The sequence below is a fragment of the Gardnerella sp. 26-12 genome, assembly GCF_001660745.1.
Lineage (GTDB): Bacteria > Actinomycetota > Actinomycetes > Actinomycetales > Bifidobacteriaceae > Bifidobacterium > Bifidobacterium swidsinskii.
In genome coordinates, this window is the sequence record NZ_LWSR01000012.1 from 1 (window position 1) to 18756 (window position 18756).

Annotated in this window: 20 protein-coding genes, 2 tRNA genes and 1 pseudogene; 14 read left to right on the forward strand and 9 right to left on the reverse strand. The window is 46.3% G+C overall.

Features of this window, described 5'->3' with window-relative positions:
* Window positions 1-84: 84 nt before the first annotated feature.
* Entirely contained in the window at window positions 85-1806 is a 1722-nt protein-coding gene (locus tag A5295_RS01375) for a threonine/serine exporter ThrE family protein (protein ID WP_064340440.1), read from the reverse strand.
* Window positions 1807-2012: 206 nt separating this feature from the next.
* On the opposite strand from A5295_RS01375, the gene A5295_RS01380 reads away from it, so the two are divergent.
* A complete protein-coding gene (locus tag A5295_RS01380; RefSeq protein WP_004119754.1) occupies window positions 2013-4769 on the forward strand; it encodes a phosphoenolpyruvate carboxylase in 2757 nt (918 codons plus the stop codon).
* A 100-nt stretch (window positions 4770-4869) separates the two neighbouring features.
* Here the strand turns inward: A5295_RS01380 and A5295_RS01385 are convergent, their stop codons facing one another.
* The 7 genes and pseudogenes from A5295_RS01385 to A5295_RS06445 all read right to left on the reverse strand — a co-directional run bounded on the left by A5295_RS01385 (window position 4870) and on the right by A5295_RS06445 (window position 8884).
* Window positions 4870-5292, reverse strand: a complete 423-nt coding sequence (locus A5295_RS01385; protein WP_231875269.1) for an Abi family protein — start codon at window positions 5290-5292, stop codon at window positions 4870-4872.
* 199 nt (window positions 5293-5491) lie between these two features.
* Window positions 5492-5564, reverse strand: a tRNA-Arg gene (locus tag A5295_RS01390).
* 162 nt (window positions 5565-5726) lie between these two features.
* Window positions 5727-6047: an exodeoxyribonuclease VII small subunit gene (locus A5295_RS01395; RefSeq protein WP_004110585.1), complete on the reverse strand. Its 321-nt coding sequence runs from the start codon at window positions 6045-6047 to the stop codon at window positions 5727-5729.
* Window positions 6048-6095: 48 nt separating this feature from the next.
* Window positions 6096-7502: an exodeoxyribonuclease VII large subunit gene (gene xseA, locus A5295_RS01400; protein WP_064621520.1), complete on the reverse strand. Its 1407-nt coding sequence runs from the start codon at window positions 7500-7502 to the stop codon at window positions 6096-6098.
* A 119-nt stretch (window positions 7503-7621) separates the two neighbouring features.
* Window positions 7622-7695, reverse strand: a tRNA-Lys gene (locus A5295_RS01405).
* Window positions 7696-7783: 88 nt separating this feature from the next.
* A pseudogene (locus A5295_RS01410) lies at window positions 7784-8686 on the reverse strand (class C sortase).
* Between the two features lie 36 nt (window positions 8687-8722).
* Entirely contained in the window at window positions 8723-8884 is a 162-nt protein-coding gene (locus A5295_RS06445; RefSeq protein ID WP_004110597.1) for a hypothetical protein, read from the reverse strand.
* 179 nt (window positions 8885-9063) lie between these two features.
* On the opposite strand from A5295_RS06445, the gene A5295_RS01415 reads away from it, so the two are divergent.
* On the forward strand, window positions 9064-9657 hold the full coding sequence (locus tag A5295_RS01415) for an MFS transporter (protein ID WP_231875267.1): 594 nt from the start codon (window positions 9064-9066) through the stop codon (window positions 9655-9657).
* A gap of 408 nt (window positions 9658-10065) precedes the next feature.
* On the opposite strand, the gene A5295_RS06540 is transcribed toward A5295_RS01415, so the two are convergent.
* Entirely contained in the window at window positions 10066-10188 is a 123-nt protein-coding gene (locus A5295_RS06540; RefSeq protein WP_255358933.1) for a hypothetical protein, read from the reverse strand.
* Window positions 10189-10267: 79 nt separating this feature from the next.
* Between A5295_RS06540 and A5295_RS06450 the strand changes: the two genes are divergently transcribed.
* From A5295_RS06450 to A5295_RS01485, 12 genes are all read left to right on the forward strand, one after another.
* The gene (locus A5295_RS06450) at window positions 10268-10816 is read left to right on the forward strand and encodes a hypothetical protein (RefSeq protein ID WP_231130963.1); all 549 of its coding nucleotides are present in this window, start codon (window positions 10268-10270) and stop codon (window positions 10814-10816) included.
* 563 nt (window positions 10817-11379) lie between these two features.
* Window positions 11380-11619 carry a hypothetical protein gene (locus A5295_RS01425; protein WP_013399326.1) on the forward strand — a complete coding sequence of 80 codons (240 nt, stop codon included), beginning with the start codon at window positions 11380-11382 and terminating at the stop codon, window positions 11617-11619.
* Between the two features lie 960 nt (window positions 11620-12579).
* Entirely contained in the window at window positions 12580-12912 is a 333-nt protein-coding gene (locus A5295_RS01440; RefSeq protein ID WP_009994572.1) for a hypothetical protein, read from the forward strand.
* An 11-nt stretch (window positions 12913-12923) separates the two neighbouring features.
* A complete protein-coding gene (locus A5295_RS01445; protein ID WP_013399328.1) occupies window positions 12924-13391 on the forward strand; it encodes a single-stranded DNA-binding protein in 468 nt (155 codons plus the stop codon).
* A 115-nt stretch (window positions 13392-13506) separates the two neighbouring features.
* Window positions 13507-13818 (forward strand): type II toxin-antitoxin system RelE/ParE family toxin, encoded by a 312-nt coding sequence (locus tag A5295_RS01450; protein WP_009994575.1) that lies wholly within the window; start codon window positions 13507-13509, stop codon window positions 13816-13818.
* Window positions 13812-14168: an addiction module antidote protein gene (locus A5295_RS01455; RefSeq protein WP_064621519.1), complete on the forward strand. Its 357-nt coding sequence runs from the start codon at window positions 13812-13814 to the stop codon at window positions 14166-14168. Before A5295_RS01450 ends, A5295_RS01455 begins: the two co-directional genes overlap by 7 nt.
* Before the next feature lie 713 nt (window positions 14169-14881).
* Window positions 14882-15226 carry a hypothetical protein gene (locus A5295_RS06455; RefSeq protein ID WP_231875268.1) on the forward strand — a complete coding sequence of 115 codons (345 nt, stop codon included), beginning with the start codon at window positions 14882-14884 and terminating at the stop codon, window positions 15224-15226.
* Window positions 15227-15647: 421 nt separating this feature from the next.
* Window positions 15648-15989, forward strand: coding sequence for a hypothetical protein (locus A5295_RS06320; RefSeq protein WP_162037913.1), 342 nt, complete (start codon window positions 15648-15650; stop codon window positions 15987-15989).
* A 696-nt stretch (window positions 15990-16685) separates the two neighbouring features.
* Window positions 16686-17021, forward strand: coding sequence for a hypothetical protein (locus A5295_RS01470; RefSeq protein WP_009994580.1), 336 nt, complete (start codon window positions 16686-16688; stop codon window positions 17019-17021).
* A 345-nt stretch (window positions 17022-17366) separates the two neighbouring features.
* The gene (locus A5295_RS01475; protein ID WP_009994582.1) at window positions 17367-17684 is read left to right on the forward strand and encodes a hypothetical protein; all 318 of its coding nucleotides are present in this window, start codon (window positions 17367-17369) and stop codon (window positions 17682-17684) included.
* 59 nt (window positions 17685-17743) lie between these two features.
* Window positions 17744-18049 carry a hypothetical protein gene (locus tag A5295_RS01480; RefSeq protein ID WP_009994584.1) on the forward strand — a complete coding sequence of 102 codons (306 nt, stop codon included), beginning with the start codon at window positions 17744-17746 and terminating at the stop codon, window positions 18047-18049.
* Window positions 18024-18572, forward strand: a complete 549-nt coding sequence (locus A5295_RS01485; RefSeq protein WP_016637681.1) for a DUF6036 family nucleotidyltransferase — start codon at window positions 18024-18026, stop codon at window positions 18570-18572. The genes A5295_RS01480 and A5295_RS01485 overlap by 26 nt, the downstream gene beginning before the upstream one ends.
* The last annotated feature ends 184 nt before the right edge of the window (window positions 18573-18756 follow it).

Sequence of the window (18756 nt, forward strand, 5' to 3'; positions counted from 1 at the left end):
GTAAAGTAATAAAAAATAAAGCCGCTCGCAAGAAAACTTGTAAGCGGCTTTTTGTTAAAAATTAACGGGCTGAAACTTAGAACATCACACGTCGTAACGCCAGCTTTTATCTGTAATAACGCGTGCTACAGCAAGACCAATAGGTAAGCAAATAATTACCATGAAAGCGCGGAAAGTCCAGTCTAACGCCGGAAGCGTGTGGAATTGACCAAGATAAAACATTGCGCGATACATATAAAGTCCAGGAACCATAATTACGATAGATGGAACCGTAAGACCTATTCGTGGATAACCCAAATATTGAGGCGCTAATCCGTGACGAACGATAGTTCTCCAAGCAGAAGCTAGCAAACCTGCCAATAAAGCACCGCTGAAAGCTGCAATTTCGGCAGCAACTCCAAAATCTGTCATAGTTAAGCGAAGAGTATCTGTAATAGCGCCAATAATGCCAGCAACTATGCACATGCGTTGTGGAGAATTAAACAGCACTGAGAAGCCCCATACTCCGGCAAAAGCTGTAATAAGTCGAAGAACTGTGTTAAGCCAAGGGTTTAATCCGAGAGGAGGGAAGCCTTGAGGATTGAGCTGTACAAGGCTTGCAACCGTCCATCCTGCAAGAGTTCCCATCAAAATAATCGCCATTGTGTAACACAGTCGTTGAATTCCTGAAGGGAAATCAATTTTTGCAATATCTAAGCCGCCTGTAATAAGAGGGAATCCAGGAATAACAAACAACACTGAACCAATATATGCAGTTGTATGATTGAGCGCGCTAGGGTCAAAGAAGCCAATAAGACGTAAAGCCCCAATGCATGATAGTGCACCTATTGCAACAGCTACGAATGTAACTACAAACTGGTTTAGATGCTTCATAAACATTCTGCGACGAATATAGTGACCGATTCCTGCTCCAATAAAAGCACCAATCATGTCGTAAATGCCGCCGCCAAGCAAGAACGCAAAGGATGCGCAAGCAACTGCCGAAGCAAGACCAGCAAACCACGGTTTGTATAGCGGTTTCCTATTTTTAATCAAATCAAGACGGTCGTGTACTTCCCTAACTGTAAGAGGATGATCATTTTTAGATTCGTCATTACTATTAGATGCGTTTACGTGCGAAAAATGTTCAGCGTAAGCACTTTCTGGCTGCAATGCAAAAATGCCGCGTGGTTTTTCTTTTTTTATAGCTTCTTGCAACGCTTTCTTTTTTGCAATTTTAGTAGCATTTTCTTCAGACTGCTTAGCTGTTTGTACAATGGTATGTTCGTCGTCGCTCGCTTGCAATGTGTCAACTAATTCCTTAGAAACAGCAGCTTTAGAGTGATATAAAGAATCGTTTCCAAGCTTGACGTTAAACCAATCTGCAAAATGTTCTAGAAGCCAAATGCGCTCAGTGTTAACACCTGTGGTTGGAAGATCTACAACTTCAGTAATTCGCTCATGCTTATCAGTACAAGTTGCTTCAATATCTGTGAGATTCACGTCCGCGCGCACATGTACACCCATTGGTTCGCCGATTCTGTGCATAAGCTCGCGAACTCGGTAGCTTCCTGTGCCTGCTCCTAAACCGAGCGCACCGACGCGAATAATAATACTCGATTTCGCAGCAATTCCTGCTTGCGTAACTGGCTTATCCCAATCTCGCTCAACATCGTCCATATCGAGTGGAATAGCATGAGTATGAAAACGCCCAGAAGGTTTTCCGACTATATGACCAGTCGAAAGAATTTCAGGCTTATCGCAATCGCAGTTGTTGATGCTGTTGTTGTGTGTATTATTCTCAATATTATTCTCTGCTGTACTCACAATTTTTTAGTATACGCAACCCCGTTGCCGAGTTATATTTTGTTGATAAATCAGCATTCTTTACTACGTCCGGTGGTAGTTTCACAATTAACTTGGTATCTCGCTGGAAACAAGGCTGTGGGCTTGCAACTTCTGACCTACATAACCGCGGAGGAGCCGCGGAAGTCAGACGACCAAGCAACCTTAGTCTGGCGTAAGGAGGTCTGATGGCAACAGAAAATCAGCAGGTTACTCCGGCAGACGCAACTATTGTTACGTCTGGTTTAGGGCGAAAAGGCCCAGAGGAGCGTGACCTTCCAGCATCACTTAAGCAAGACATGGATTTGTGCTTGCATATTCTTCGCGATGTTCTTGGCGAATTTGATGAAAAATTATTAGCAGTATTCGACGATGTGCGTTTGAATGCTGTAGAAGCTAGTGCAGCTCATTTTGCGCAAATGGTAGACGCAAAAGTAACTGCAGATGATGGCTTAAGTAAAGCTGTTAGCAAGCTCAACGGAATGAATTTGCACGATACGCAGCTTTTAGCTCGTGCTTTCGCAACATATTTCCACTTGGCAAATTTGTGCGAGGAAAATTATCGTGTTTCTGTACTTCATCAGCGTGAATGTGAAGTTGAAGATTCGTTGCCGGTTGATCCAGTTAATGAACTAACTTGTGCTTATCACAAGTTGCTTACTGAAATGAGCCCTGCTGAAGCGAAAGAATTGCTCGCAAAGCTTGAGTTCCATCCTGTATTTACTGCGCACCCAACCGAAGCTCGTCGTAAAGCCGTTGCAGGTAAAATTCGCAGAATTTCGCAATTATTAAGCGAACATCATCGTTTAGGCGGATCTGATAAGCGCGAAAATTATCGTCGTCTCTATAACGAAATTGATGCGCTTCTTCGCACTTCTCCGATTGCTTTGAAGAAGCCAACTCCAGTTGAAGAAGCTGACACTATTCTTGACATTTTTGACGCTACTTTGTTTGACACGATTCCAGTCGTGTATCGTCGATTTGACGATTGGCTGCTTGGCAAGAAGGCTGGATTAGTTCCTCCGCGTTGCCCTGCATTCTTCCATCCAGGAAGCTGGATTGGTTCAGATCGAGATGGCAACCCTAATGTGACAGCTAAAGTGAGTCGTCAAGTCGCTCGAAAGTTTAGCGATCACGTGCTTGTGGCTTTGGAGAATCGTACTCGCGAAGTTGGAAAATGCTTAACTATGGAAACGCGCACAACGCCTCCAAGTGTGGAGTTGCTTGAGTTGTGGAATCGTCAGCGCGAAATGAGCGAACAGCTTACAGAAAACGCTTCGGATGTTTCTAACAGTGAGCCGCATCGTGCTGTAATGCTTGTAATGGCTGACCGTTTGCATCGCACTATTAGCCGCGATACGGATTTGATGTATCATTCTTGCGAAGATTTCATTGAGGATTTGCAAATTGTGCAACGCTCTTTGGCAGAAGGCGGAGATCCTCGTGCTGCATATGGTCCTTTGCAGGATTTGATTTGGCAGGCGCAAACCTTTGGATTCCACATGGTTGAAATGGAATTCCGTCAGCATTCTCTCGTGCATTCTCGTGCTTTGGAAGATATTCGCGAACATGGATTGCATGGCGAACGCGGTCCGCTTCAGCCAATGACTCGTGAAGTACTCGATACGTTCCGCGCTTTGGGAGCAATTCAAAAGCGCAACGGTATGCGCGCTGCTCGACGCTACATTATTTCCTTCGCAAAATCTGCTCAGCATGTACGTGACGTATTTGAGCTAAATCGTCTTGCTTTCGCTCATCCACAGGATGCGCCAACAATCGACGTCATTCCGCTGTTTGAGCAGCTTGAAGATTTGCAGAATTCCGTAAATGTGCTTGAGGAGATTATTAAAATTCCTGAAGTGCAAGCTCGTCTTAAGGCTACTGGTCGCAAGATGGAAGTTATGCTTGGATATTCGGATTCTTCCAAGGATGCTGGTCCTACTTCCGCAACGCTTGCTTTGCATTCCGCTCAGGAGCGAATTGCTCAATGGGCTAAGAAGCATGATATTGATTTGACACTGTTCCACGGCCGCGGCGGTGCTGTTGGTCGCGGTGGCGGTCCTGCAAACCGTGCAGTGCTTGCGCAGCCAGTTGGTTCCGTCAACTGCCGTTTCAAGCTTACTGAGCAGGGCGAAGTTATTTTCGCACGATATGGCAATCCAATTCTTGCTATTCGTCACGTTGAATCCGTTGCTTCTGCAACTTTGCTTCAGTCTTCGCCAAGTGTTGAGAAAACTAACACTGATATGACGAAGAAGTATGCAGATATGGCTGCAAAACTTGATGTTGCAGCTCATGAGCGCTTCCTTGATTTGCTGCAAACGGATGACTTTACTCCATGGTTCTCTACGGTTACGCCGCTTAGTGAGATTGGTTTGCTTCCAATCGGTTCTCGCCCAGCTAAGCGCGGTTTGGGTGCGAAGTCGTTGGATGATTTGCGCACAATCCCGTGGGTGTTCTCCTGGGCTCAGGCTCGCATTAACTTAGCAGCATGGTACGGATTGGGTACTGCTTGCGAAAAGTTTGGCGATTTGGAAACTTTGCGTCGCGCTTACGAAGAGTGGCCGCTGTTTAGTACTTTTATTGACAATATTGAGATGTCTTTGGCTAAAACGGATGAGCGTATTGCTCGCATGTACTTAAGCCTTGGAGATCGCGAAGATTTGAGTGATAAAGTACTTTCAGAAATGCAGCTTACTCGCAAGTGGGTTTTGCAAATTGTTGACGACAAGTGGCCTTTGCAACATCGTCACGTGCTCGGTCAGGCAATTCGCGTGCGCTCGCCTTATGTTGACGCGCTATCTGTAATCCAGTCGCTTGCATTGCACAAGCTTCGCAACAAGGTAGACAAAGAAGAGCTTAGCGAAAGCCAGCAGGCAGAGTTCATCTACCTTATTCTTTGCACTGTTTCTGGTGTTGCTGCAGGCTTGCAGAATACTGGATGATTTTATAAGTTTATATGATTAAGAAAAGCCTTCGTACTGCTTTATTAGCTGTGCGTTGGCTTTTCTTTTTATAATCATATTTTATAAATTTTGTTAGCTTTTATAGMWTATTTTCTATWWTTCGATTAAATGCTTTAATTAAACCACCTGATTCCTTTGGATCTTCATAGTTAGTTTCATTAAGGTAAGCATTAACTTCATTACCGTGCATTTGGCTAAAGCAATATGAACATGATGACCTTAACAATGCTTCTGCTCTAGTTGTAGCCGCAAAGATAATACTGCGAAGTTCACGATCAAATTTAAAAAGATAATAAATTTGTTCAAACTTTGCTCCTTGAACATATTTATTCGAATTTTTTGACTCAAGAAATGGATTTTTATATCCATTTACAACGCTATAGTAACCTTCTCTTTCAAGTATTTCCATAGCTTTAATCTCATCAGGAAACACTACTCCTCTAGACTTAAGTAATTCTATTTGTTGTCTGATAGTAGTAAAAGGTTTATAAATCACCATCATCCCCACCAATCCCCCGCTATTAGATGCACAAAGAGCCAATCAATCGCTTGATTGGCTCTTCGCGAACCAGACACTGCCTGGCTTCACCACTACTCAATTATACGAAAGAAACTAATATTTGTCAACAAAAAATAGGCGAATTATACAGCACACAACACCATTGCACAAATATAAACTGCACAACGTCCACACATAAAAGTGCCCCGGATCAGAATCGAACTGACGACACCCACTTTAGGAGAGTGGTGCTCTATCCACTGAGCTACCGAGGCAACAAATGGCAATTATACACTATGGCGTGTCACTGCGGCGCGCAGCAGAAACGGCAGAAACAGTGCAAGGGTGAGTAGTTTATGCCGCTTTTTCGCAAGAATCCGACCAAAACGACTCAGTCGCGAGTAGTTTATGCCGCCTGAGCGCATAATCAGCGAGTGCTAATCCTCAAGATTCGATTGCGTGCCAGCCGTAGCTGCCGTCGCCGATTGTTCCGCTTGTGCCGCGTCCAACTTAGCGCGAACCGTGGCAAGCAAACCCTGCGCGCGCTTTGCCAGCGCCTCGCCAATCTCCCACTGACGCATGGACTGATCTAGTGTCAAACCGCCAGCTTCCAACGCTTGAACCGCCTGAACCAGCTTTTCGCGAGCCTCTTCGTACGGCATCGTCTCAATCGCAGCGCGCTCTTCTTTCGTAAGTGTGCTTGCAAATTCTGTGTTTTCTGCTGATTCTTCCGCTTTTTTCGTTACTTTCTCACTCATATCTAACCTTTCGTTGTATCTAAATAAATATCTAAAATATCTAAAAAATTACTTACTTGACTTTTTACTTGGCTTTATGAAAGCAGACTTAGTAACAGCTGACTTTGTTCCAGTCACCTTGCCAAGAACCACGCCACTTTTAAGCGTAACTGTCATATCGTCGCCAACTTTCGCTAAAGCCGCATCGTCAAGCACTCGCCCACCACTGAGCTGCACAACAGCGTACCCGCGATTCAAAGTCGATTGCGGACTTAGCGCAGTCAAGCTCGCGTGAGCCTTCTCAACAGTCAAACTCGCGTCGTCAAGAAGTCGCACCAAACCGTGACGCATTCGCTCAACAGCCTGCTCAACCAAACGCTCGTGCGGCTCAAGCATAGTGCTCGGGCGCGTAAGGCTCGGGCGATTCGCATAACCTTCAACGAGACGAATCTCATTGTCTACGCGCGCAGAAATTCGCATGCGCATAGTTTGCAACGCGTTATCAATAAGCTGCCACTGCTCGCGTACGTCTGGAACCACGCGCTTTGCAGCATCCGTAGGAGTCGAAGCGCGCATGTCTGCAGCCAAATCAATCAGCGTCCAATCGTCCTCGTGGCCAATTGCAGACACAATCGGAGTTATGCACGCAGCAGTAGCGCGAACCACACCCTCATCTGAAAAACCAATCAAATCTTCAAAGCTTCCACCGCCGCGAGCAACGATAATAACGTCAACTTCTGGATCCGCGTCGAGCTGCTTAATTGCGGCAATAATATCCGCCGGGCACTGCACGCCCTGCACGTGCGCGTGAATAACTTTGAAGCGCGTAACAGGCCAGCGCAAATTCACGTTCGTAATAACATCGCCCTCCGCGCGCGCTTGAGGAGCGCACACGAGACCGACACACTTAGGAAATTCCGGCAGCGGAACCTTATTTTCAGCGTCAAATAAGCCCTCGCCCTTAAGCTTTTTTCGCAACTCGTCAATTTGCGCTTTTAAGTCACCGGCACCGACGCGGCGGATTTCGTCTGCAACGAAGCTTAAGCGCGTGGCTTTTACCCAAATATCCGCCTTGCCGTGAACGACTACGCGGTCACCCTGGCGAAGTTCGCGCGCCTGCTGCACGAAATTGCTGAAGCCCATTACGGAAATCGACACTTCTTCATTACTGTCGCGAAGGGTGATGTAACCGGAAGAAGCGCGGCGCATGTTAATTTCGACGATTTGACCCTCAATCCACGCGGCTGGCCAGCGTTCTACTGCACTGTGGAACTTTTGGCTTAAAACGGCAACAGGCCACGGATTTTCGGCAGTCGTGTCGGCGGCTTTTAGAGGGAGCTGTCGCGGCTGAGCTTGCTGCGGCGTAAGTGATTGCAGCTGCGACTGAACTTGTTGCGACTGAGACTGTGCTAAATTTAGCAGCGGTTGTTGCGGCTGTTCAAGCTGGGCATCATCCTGGAATAATTGCGGCATCATATTTGACGAGGTCATGTTTCCAGCTTGACCGCAAAGAAGGACAAACGCGCGCTGCTGCATATGCGTGACGGAGAGATTAGATACGAAAAAACCCAAGCGCGAAGCTTGGGTTTTGCTTGTGCCCCCTCAGGGATTCGAACCCTGGACACGCTGATTAAGAGTCAGCTGCTCTAACCAACTGAGCTAAAGGGGCGTTGGTTATCTTGGCTCGTTTCGCGAACCGAGTAACTACTATACTCAGAATGAGCTTGCGCGCAAGCCGGCGTGTCGCATTGCTGCGCTCAGGCAGGTCGTTTGCGCAACTTACGCAAGATTTTGCGCGAAACCGCCAGCAAATGCCTGCCTTGCACACTACTCACACCATTCTTCTTTCGCAACGACGCAATCAGCATCATCGCCATCAACACCGCAGACATCACCATCGATATCACAAACAACGTCATCCACAACGACCACTGCATATGGTCGCCCGGCACGTTAGCAGGATCCGGCAACACACGATACCCCGTCACGAGCAGCCTGTGCGTGTTAACTCCATACGGGGTACACGTAATCAGCGTCGCCAAGTCGCGCCCCTTTTCGCGCCGCAACAAACGAATATCGTTCGGCTCCACCACATTTATGCGAAACACTCTGTATCGAAGAGTCTTGCCTTGCACGTCAAAGTAGAAGTAATCACCTTTTTTCAGCGTGTTTAAATCGTCGAACATTGTGGCATCCGGCATACCCGTATGCGCCGTCACAACCGTGTGCCTGCTTTTGCCGCCCACCGGCAAATCCGTGCCGTACAAATGCCCCGCTCCCATCGCGAGAGTATCTTGAGTAGTTCCATGGTAAATCGGCAGCCTCACGTCAATTTTCGGTATTTTCACAACGCCTTCAGCATCGACATCACTAAGCACTTTTTCGTACTCTTTATATTCGGGAGTGTCCATGTAGTCGTTATTGCCGTTATACGGGTCCGCGCTAATAATCGCCTTGTGGCGAGCGTTGTATTCACGCGCTTTTCCCAAAATTTCCGCGCGATTTTCTTTAGTCTTTTCCTTATTTAATTTATCGTACTAGATTGAGAGTTCTTTGGCAGCGTGATTGTTGACCAAAGTAGAAACCACAGGATAGCTGAAACACAAAACGCCAATAGTAACAAGCGCAATCAGCTCAGCCAGCTTGCGAAGTGTGGACATTGGTTTTGGGGAAGATTGCTCTTGTGATGATGAAGATTACGAAGACTGCGTAGACTGCGCAGATTCAGTATTTTCGGAAGATGCAGCGATTCCAGAGCTTGCGGAAGATTCCGCACTTTTGGAGGACTTATTAGCGCGCATACGAGTCAGCCGCTTAAATAGCGCGCGAGCAGACTCTGCAAAATCAGCTAGCTTCATGATTCCTCCACTAATAAGAAAGGAGCAAAGAGCACTCCCACCTTACTAGAAGATGAAAGTGCTCTWTKTTTATTTATTTTATTTACAAGCATGCAGTTAGAACCGGAATTTATACTTCAGACGTCGCAGATGAAAATCCAGAATATTCTCAAGGCTTTTTGGCAACTTGGGCTAGGGGAATGGCAACATTTGTAAAAAACCAAACGTACAGGACTTTAGCTCCATTTGCAATACTCGAAGCTATCGCATCTACTGGCATAAGCTTTGCTGGAGTCCTCTTATTCTCAATGGTTCTACATAGTGCAGAAGGATATGGCTGGTATTTAAGCGCAATGTCACTTGGGTATGCCCTCAGCTATCTCATCGCGCCAAAAGTGTCCAGCAAAATGTCCTTATCTATGCTACTCACTCTTTCACATATACTAGTGACTCTTTCTATAATAGGACTGGCATTAGCGCCTAACGCTATAGCAGCAGCCGTGTTTGGTTTCCTTTTTGCTTTCTTCCAAGGAGTAGTAAATCCACCATTCCAAACAGTATTTATTCATGCAGTAGATGATAATCTCGTTGGACAGGTAATGTCTGTATTCATCTCAGTTGTTGCCGCTATAGGAGCAGTAAGCTATCCGCTATGGGATTACGCTTATTCCCACATGACCATTCCATCTCTACATGCAGAGTCAGGAATAATTGTCATAGCTGCTCTTATCCACTTTATACTGGTGCTTATCTGCATATTCGATAAGCGATTGCGTTCAATTAAAGCAGAATAAGATGCAATAAATATTGTAAATACGAGCACAACTACAAGCTGCGCTGTGAAAGTTCACTACAGAAGTTTCACAGCGCAGCTTATTTTTAAATTAGAACGCTTTCAATTCAGACATCTAAGTTAACCGAGTGAACCATACTTTATCTGTCATAGAGTGTTCATTTGTGCCGTGAGCAAATAGCACCAACATCTATATCTAGGATATTTATAACTGATGTCCCGTCTGTAAATTCTTTTGACTAACATCATGAGAATTAAAAGAAATATCAGCACCATACCCGGATCCACTAAAAAGTCTGGGCGGCTATTGTCTCCACGAGTTTCACTCGTGGAGACTGTACTGTTGTGGCGCAGCAAGAATGCTGCCACCGGTCGCCGCCCCCACTTTCTCGTGTTGGTAGCCCAGAGGCTAGCACACCCAGTCCAAAGACCACACGCCAGCCTTGTCACGCCACCCAACAAGCTCACCCCTGCCAGCCCATTCCACAACATGTTCCACGGGCTGACCGGAGTCGAGCCTGGAGCGTCGCACAAGGACTGGGAGTGTTCTTGTGGGTTTACGGGTGTGCCTGCCCTGGAACTACCAACACACAAGGAAAGGATAAAAAAAAATGGTTACCATCAACAGCGACCACACGGTCACACTCCTAATAGGAGAGGTAGAAGCTCTCGTAGCATTCCACAACTACCTAGCAGGCTTTACCACGAAAGGATTGGACGAGAACACACTACGCTACGGTATCCAAGCATTAAGCAGTCTCCTCATCGTGCGTGACATGTTCCTTATTGATAGTTTCCATGGCTGCACCATGCAAGACTTCCTCGATAACGTTGAGCACCCATTCGCTGAGAAAACTGTCCACTATGTGCGTTCAAGCCTCGACCTGGTTTTTAGAGATGACAATTTCACCCTCGACACACGGCGCATCCATCGTGCAATAGCACTGCTGACCACCATGCTGGAACTTAAAGGATTAAGTCAGAGGGAAACTGTCACAGTCTATGGCACACTGTCATACTTGTATTGGCTGAAAAATGACACGACAAACGCTCGTATCACAGCCCAGAAAGCACTCACGATAGACGAGAAGTACTGGCTTGCACGCATCACTACTACAGCGCTCCTTCACCACATCACACCCCACTGGTGCCAGAAGTAAGCAGAGGGTTTGCTGGCAGAAAAAGAAGCGCAACTTTTTCTGCCAGCCCCTGGTGGCTTATCGCAGCCACCCTCCCGCGCGGGGCGCGTCTTACCCCTAGGGCATGCCCTGAACAAAATTCCATAAATTTTAGGGCATTACCCCCAGGAGCAAGCCGCGCTATTACCACGCGAGAAGGGTGGCTACTATGCTTCCATAAGTTCACACAAAGATGTGTGAACCAGCCGCCACCAGCAGAACAAAGAATCTGCCACCACTATCATGGCGGCAGACCCATTATCATCGCATGGAACACCTGCGGTGTACTCTCATTTTTTGCTTTTTATGACGTGTTCTTGACACTTCCCACTCTAAAAAACGGGTCACTTCCGCCAACTTCCCCGCGTCCTCCACTCGCGTTACGGACACGCGCGAAGCTAGGGCCCGCAAGGGGTTGGCTCCAGCGCATTCCGTTTTTGTCCCTTCCAGTGTTCAACAACACGAACGAAAAATAATCACACCAGGGTTTTTATATAAAACCAAACCATAAGAAAAATCATATACAAGTAGAAAGGAAAACAAGAATGAAAATTAACAGCAAGCCAGTCACCGGCACAAGCTTCGCATACGACGGATGCCACAAAATCTACATCTGCGAAAACACACAAGATGAGCAAGACGCGCAAAAAACCGGATACACCATCCACCCCATAAGCGAGCTTGAAAACACATACGAAAACTCGTGCGACCTACGCTTCATCCACAACTGGACACTCGATAAAGACTATGTCTCCCAACTAGAGCCCGCCTTATTCCAAGAATAACCAAAACTACAACAAAGAAAGGTCTTTTATGCTCATTCGTATACTCGCAGCATTCATCCTAATAAATGCACTTATTGCATACAGCGGTCTTGTAACCTACATGGCACATCTCATGCAAGAGAGCGCGAACAAGACACATACGCCAAAAACACGATGGCAAAAACTCACACTCGCACTAATTTTTACCAGTGTGACCGTCTGCGTACTCGTAGAAACACTATCAGACAACCAGACTATACGAACGATTACTCTCGCAGCCTTTGCATTTCTTATCGGCAACTTTTCAGGTGGCATGTATCAAAAAATCAAAACGAGCAACGAAAAGAAAGAACAAGAATGAGTGAACAAGAACGTAAAGTCCGTCTCGTCATCCGTATCACCCACACCATCGATATGAATGACAGTAACGGGTGGACACCACAATTAAGCTTCATCAAAACAAGAGAATCTTAAAAGGAGAATTATCATGGAGTTTACACTAGACAACGGGCAGCGTGACCTTCTATGGCTCGTCTTAGCACCCGCTGCCCCTGCCTTATGCTCACAAATAGGCCACGGCATGCCACAGTGGGCAATCATACTCGCAAGTATCATCTCATGCTGGATCCTCCTTGCTACAGCATACACAGAAACAAATAGATTATGGAAAGACAGCAGTCGAGTACGCAATTGCCAACACCAGACAATTATTCGCGCATGGACAGTACTCTTAAGCGTTCTCGCAGTAACCATAACCCTCGTACTGGCAGCAGCGCTTTATAACAGTTTTCTCCCTACAAACACGCAAACCTTTATTATCTTTAGCTCAATCAGTGTCATCGGTATGATGGCATTCTTTGCCCACTACTACTTCTACCAAGCCTGGATACCAGAAAAACGGGTATCCCTCAAAGAAATAGCAGCCACACACGGAATAGAACCATACACCAGTAACCACAATAAGACGAAAGAAGACTTGCAATGAGTGAACAAGAACGTAAAGTCCGCCTCGTCATCCGTATCACCCACACCGTAGACATGAATGACAGTAACGGGTGGACACCACAATTAAGCTTCATCAAAACCAGTATCCTCACCCCAGAAAAAGCGAAAAACATCGCGGCAATCCTGAACCGTCTTGAAGCATTCCGCGCATCCAAACTCGGAAACACGCAAGGCGTCCTGTGGATCATCAACGCGACCGACACATACGATCTGGACCGTATCACAAGCCAATTCGGACTCGATGAGCTCAAAAACCTACCCGAAGTCTTAAACCCAGTCACAGAAATAAGCCTCAACAACCTCAACTAAAAAGGAGAACAATGATGAAAACGACCATCGCTCAAACTATCGAAGGAAACCTCACCGACAATCACACCTACTTCCCGCCAGCAGACCGTAAACGCGCTATGCTCCAATTGACCATCGCATCACAAAACAGACGCCAGGAAAATGGGCAGTGGGTCGACGGACCAGCAGACTTCATCCAGGTAAAAATATTCGGTAGGTCTGCGGAAATCCTCGAAACCCTATGGAACAATGGGCAACTGGGTAAAGGCATGCCCGTCATTGCGATAGGCCGGTTCGATCCACGCCCATCCGCATGGATAGGCAAAGACGGCAAAGCCCACGCCCAAGTCAGTTTTAATGCTGAAAACCTTACAACCAATATCGCACTGCTCGCTATGCGGCAAAACCGCGACACCACACCTGTAGCTGCTCCAGAACAACCAGCCTCATCAGAGGACGATTGGATGACTGGTTACGACCCAGGTGATATGCCATTCTAAAGGCTGTAGTTTAAGTTAAAGAGTGCGGGTCTCTCTACCTAGAAGAAAGGTAGAGAGACCCGCGCTCTTATTGCTTCAGATTGACAAACTGTAAGAAATATCTTACAATTGATGTGTGAGAATAATAGAAACAGAAGAATTTACAAAATGGCTAGAAAAGCTTAAAAATAGACGAGCTCAACTAGCTATCGGCTCTCGACTCTTCCAGTGGAAAAATGAGAGCATGGTTTTCGGAGACGTTAAAACCATACATGGCGAACTCAAAGAAGCACGATTCCATATCGATGCAGGGTATCGCGTGTATTTCGCCCAAAAACAAGACAAGATAGTTCTCCTTGTCTTTGGTGGAGACAAATCCACACAAGACAAGGATATCAAGAAAGCAGACGCTCTCCTTAAAGACATGAAAGAAGCAGGACAATGGTAAAGACACGAGAATTCGATATTCAAAACTATCTAACCGACCCAGAATCTATCATTTATTTCCTTAATGCGGCATTAGAAGCTAACGATGCGCACTTCTTTACTCAAGCACTAGGCGAAGTAGCAAAATCTGAGGGAATGACAAAGCTTGCGCAGCGTTCCGGAATTCCACGCGAAAGCTTGTATCAAATCCTTTCCGGCAAAGGCAACCCACGTTTAGATACTCTTATGCGTGTTCTTGACAATCTCGGGTTTAGTCTCTCACTACGTCCACTAGAGGAAAACGAAGAGGAAACATCCAAAGATCACAAGAACAAAGAAGGCATAGTATATAAAGAACCTACATACGCGTAAACACCCTCTAAGGAATCAAAAATCGGGTGGTTGGCTTGTCCTTTGATAGAAAACCAACCACCACCAAAATGGAAATGGTCGACATTACCGCACGTGAGATCGACCATTACTCATATATTCCTGACCTATATATCATGTGGGGCTAATGCCAACCCTTAAAGGGTTGTCTGTATGACACGGGTGCAGCAAAGATGCTGCACCCCGGCCGCCCCACATGAGCTTTGTGCGTGCCAGCGCCAAGACAAGCACACACCCACCACAATCCACACACACCACCCCGATAAGGATTCTTGCAGTTCGCGCCAGACACCATCGTTTTTCAGGCTCCCCATGCCTGCAAAAATTGCAGACAGGGAAGCCTTTCCACGGGTGTGGGCGCGCCCCACAAGAACCCATATCATTTTTAGAGGGGTGGCGGAGTGTCTTATGGCAACGGGTTGTGTGCTGCTTAACGCTTGTCACGCACACAGTGACACACATAAGAAAGGACAATTATTATGGGACACTCCAGCATTCTCTACTCGTTCACCAGTGAAAAAGACGCTATCGAAGCACTCAAAAAATATGCCAGCTACGACAACCTCATCGCCACTTTTCTCCAGTCGGTCGATCCCCTTACCCTCGAAAAAGACATAGCCGATGAAGCTGACTATGTTGACTTCATCGACACATGGAACAATCCACGCGATATCGTCGACTTGGAAATACAGTACATGCCATACACGCTTACCAGTAAGAATGACGGTATCGTTCACCTACACGCTGATAGTGAAAAGATGAATAGTCTTGCACATGAAGCTGCGGAAACATTCCACCACGCTGCACGAATCGTAACCGATTACGGGTACATGCCACACTACGGTGCGCACAGTGAGCTAGACAGGCATGTCATGCGTGACTACCGTCGTCTTACACAACCGTATGCGACTACTCGTATTATCATCATGAACCCGTCAAACTTATCATGGACAGTCCTTGAAAGTAGCCTTGACTATCTCGACCCTCACTATCGTGACCTGTACATCATGACTACAGTAACCGGCGACTACCACATCTAAACGCACCGCTATACCACTAGAAGGGTTACCCATTAGGGTAGCCCTTCTTACTTTCTCATCTTGATAGTTTCTCTCACACCCCACACGCTGACATGGCCTTTTCCTTGCATCTATGCACTTAGCTAAGGATTACGCATACGAGGCGCCTCGTGCGGTAAGACAATACTTCCTTCCTTAAAAAATGTGAGTGGCTGTTTACCGCTTAGGCCTTCTTTTGTTTACCGATGAATGCTCGCTGCGCCTAGCGACATATGTCAACCTGTCCGTCGTGTCTTTCACTTACGTTGCAGCCACGCGTGCCAGGTCACGCACCCACAAGGGGTGTGACATATGCCGCCAGTCGTAGCGTGAACCGCAATCATCAACAAAAGAAAACCCAAGCGAAACAACCACTGTTTCACTTTTAACGGAAAGGATTATTATGACTACCACACTCGAAGCACCAGTAACCCGCAACTCCATTAACGTGCACGGCGCTATGGAAGGTGACATCCTCGTCGCAACATGGGGGTATGACCAAACCAACTGGGATTATTACGAAGTCATTCACGTCACCTCTAAAACAGTCACTCTCTTCGACTTGCGCCACCATACGCTGCTCAAGGGTAAGCGCACCCAGCCAGGCTATTACACGAACATTCCAGGCCGGTACGGTGTGCGCATCAATACCTTCAGCAACGCGTACTTCAATCCTGACGACCCTCAAGGCACGCATGCTCGTGAAGACGAGAAACGCTACTGGTCTATCAACATGGGTCACTAAAGCCCTCGTGGTGGAACACTCACGAAAAAGGTGGGTGCTCCACCACCTTTTCATTTCTCTTGTATAAGCCAGCCTACGCTTTCGTGTCGGTTTTCTTCTCACAAGAATGCCCATGACGATAAGCCAAAGACCTGGAACCATGCACTATTAATACGCTCATACAGATGGATATACAAGCACACCCCACAACCGATAGGTTGAGCACACGCATACACGTCTACGCGCTACTGGTAAGAGTGGTGCCAGAAGAATAGTTTCTACACATTCACTCTCCATCACACGTGTATGAGCCGCACCCACCCCTGCACGCATGGAACACAATCTTTTTCTACCACACAATCCTCTGCACTATTATCCTTCGCAAAACCATCAGCTACTCTGCCCGTGTACTTATAAGAGTGAGGAGATTATGCGCATTCAGTAAGAGCGACTGCTCACTCTTTTCCTTTTCATAGCTGGAGCACGTGTTTTCTCTACCCGTGTTTGTTTTACCGATGAATGCTCGCCCTACCAGCGGACGCATGTCAACCCATCCGAGCGTCTCTCAACAATAAATTGTTTCGGCCGCGCGAGCTGGGTCAAGCACCCCGAGGGTGTGAAACGCATCCACCGGCAGGACGTGAAACGCAATCATCAAAACAAACACAACGGGGAAGAGAAAAGCCTCTTCTCCCCACTTTTTGAAAGGAAAACACAATGAGCACCACAATCACTATGCCACAAATCTACAATCCACTCAAAGACTACGGGTACACGCCAATCACTACTTTCTGGGAAGACTTCACCATAGCAGAAGCATTTGGTCTCGACGCTATCGAAGATACTTACCAGCGCGCTTTTAATGAGTGGCACAGCAATTACAAAATGATGACCGAGCTTGTCATGGTGTTGAACAATAAAATCTGGCAATACCATTTCTACAACGAGGATAAAGCACGTGTATACAACGACCTGTATACGACCCTGGCAGCATGGTGCGAAGATAACTTCACAAGCGACCAGCTTGACTACTATTACACCACCACAGACTAAAACCTATAAAAGCACATGGGGTGAAGGATTCATATTCTTCACCCCTATTTCGTATGTACTTGACGACTCAATAGACAGGAATATTGTGTTGCACACGCTAAAGCGTGTACAACCATTCTTTTTCGTATGGAACACCTGCGGTGTACAAAAAATTTTCTTTAAGGTTTGTCAATTTCCTTGACACTTACGATCCTATCGCCACGTTCCTCCACGCAACGCCCGCGATGTCCCTAAAGGTCCACGCGCAGCTTATGCGCTACGTCACTTCACGGCGATATGTCTTCAGTGTTCAAGGAACTTGAACAAAAAAATGTCACAGACACCCCGAGGAAAAGGAGAGATGAAATGTGCACATGGTATGACGGGAGCGACATCGAAAACGTACTCGAAGAATATCCACAATTCAAAGATTGGTTCGACGCGCACCACACCATTGACGAAATTGACTGCTTTACCGTGTGCGATGTCGAAGAATGGTTTGAAGACTTTAGCGAGACGTGGATAACTCCCAAACTTGCCCAGCATAGTGAGCTTCCTTATTCGCTTCTCTATCACAGTATCGATATTGAACTTCTTGCCCAGAATTGTTCCGAAGTTGAAGACGGTGGCAGAGCATTCACCTTCGATAAGGCAAGCGGCTTATGCCTATGCCTAGCATACTAAAAGTTTGTGTGTTGTCCGATTAGAATAAGAATCAGGTAATACACAGAAGGAGACGACACATGCACACGTGGTACGAGTATATGATTCAAGCAAGTAAGAATAGCGAACGAGATGGGGATTTATGGTTCCGCTACCTGTACAAAGTTATTCAAGACAATGGCACGAAACTCACCAGTGATGATGTCACACGGTTACTCAACAGCACCGTGCTGACTCCCTTCCAAAAAATAACATTGCAAGACGCACTCACTGACGGCACACACACAAGAGAGCACGTGCTCCAAGCGAATCGTAAAGCACAACCAAAAAATATTCTGCAACTTTTCAAAGAAGGACGTTATGGACAAGACACCACTGTTCGCTGAACTCAATGACAATCTTGCGAACGAAAATATCACACTCGAAATTATTTGTGCTGGTGGTTTCGTTCTTGAGTATTACAATCTTCGAGGCACGCAAGACGTTGATGCCTTCTATACAGAAAATGAAAAAATCAGAAACATAATTCAACAGGTCGGTGAGAAATATAACGCGAACGAGCCAGATGAATTATGGCTTAATAATTCTGTTGCGAACATGAACCGCATCCCACCGCGCAAAATTTGCACTCCTGTTTTTCAATTCTCTCATCTTACCGTGCTCATGCCGCCGCTTGATTATATCCTTGGTATGAAACTAGAAAGTGGCAGAGAAAGAGACAAACACGATAGCGCTGAAATTATTCGCAGGCTCAAACTCACATCAGTAAAACAAGCACAAGATACTCTCCACAGTTACGGATTCCATACAGACTTATCACTCTTGCTCGAATCCTTTGAAGAAGCCTACGGCATGAACTGGCTCGCTGACTACATGGCACAGCACATGAATGAACTCGACGAACTGTAAAAACAAAAATCTTATTTTGTCTCGACTTAGTAAACAAGTCGAGGCAATTTTCTTTTATCCCTATAAAATTTTTGCTCGTGTTTTGCTTGGCTCTGTGGTTTCTTGTGCGCGTGATTTTCCGTGGCACTGTTTTCATAAAAAGGTTCTAGGGTTCTTCAAAAATTTTTCTTCTCTTTTATGAAAA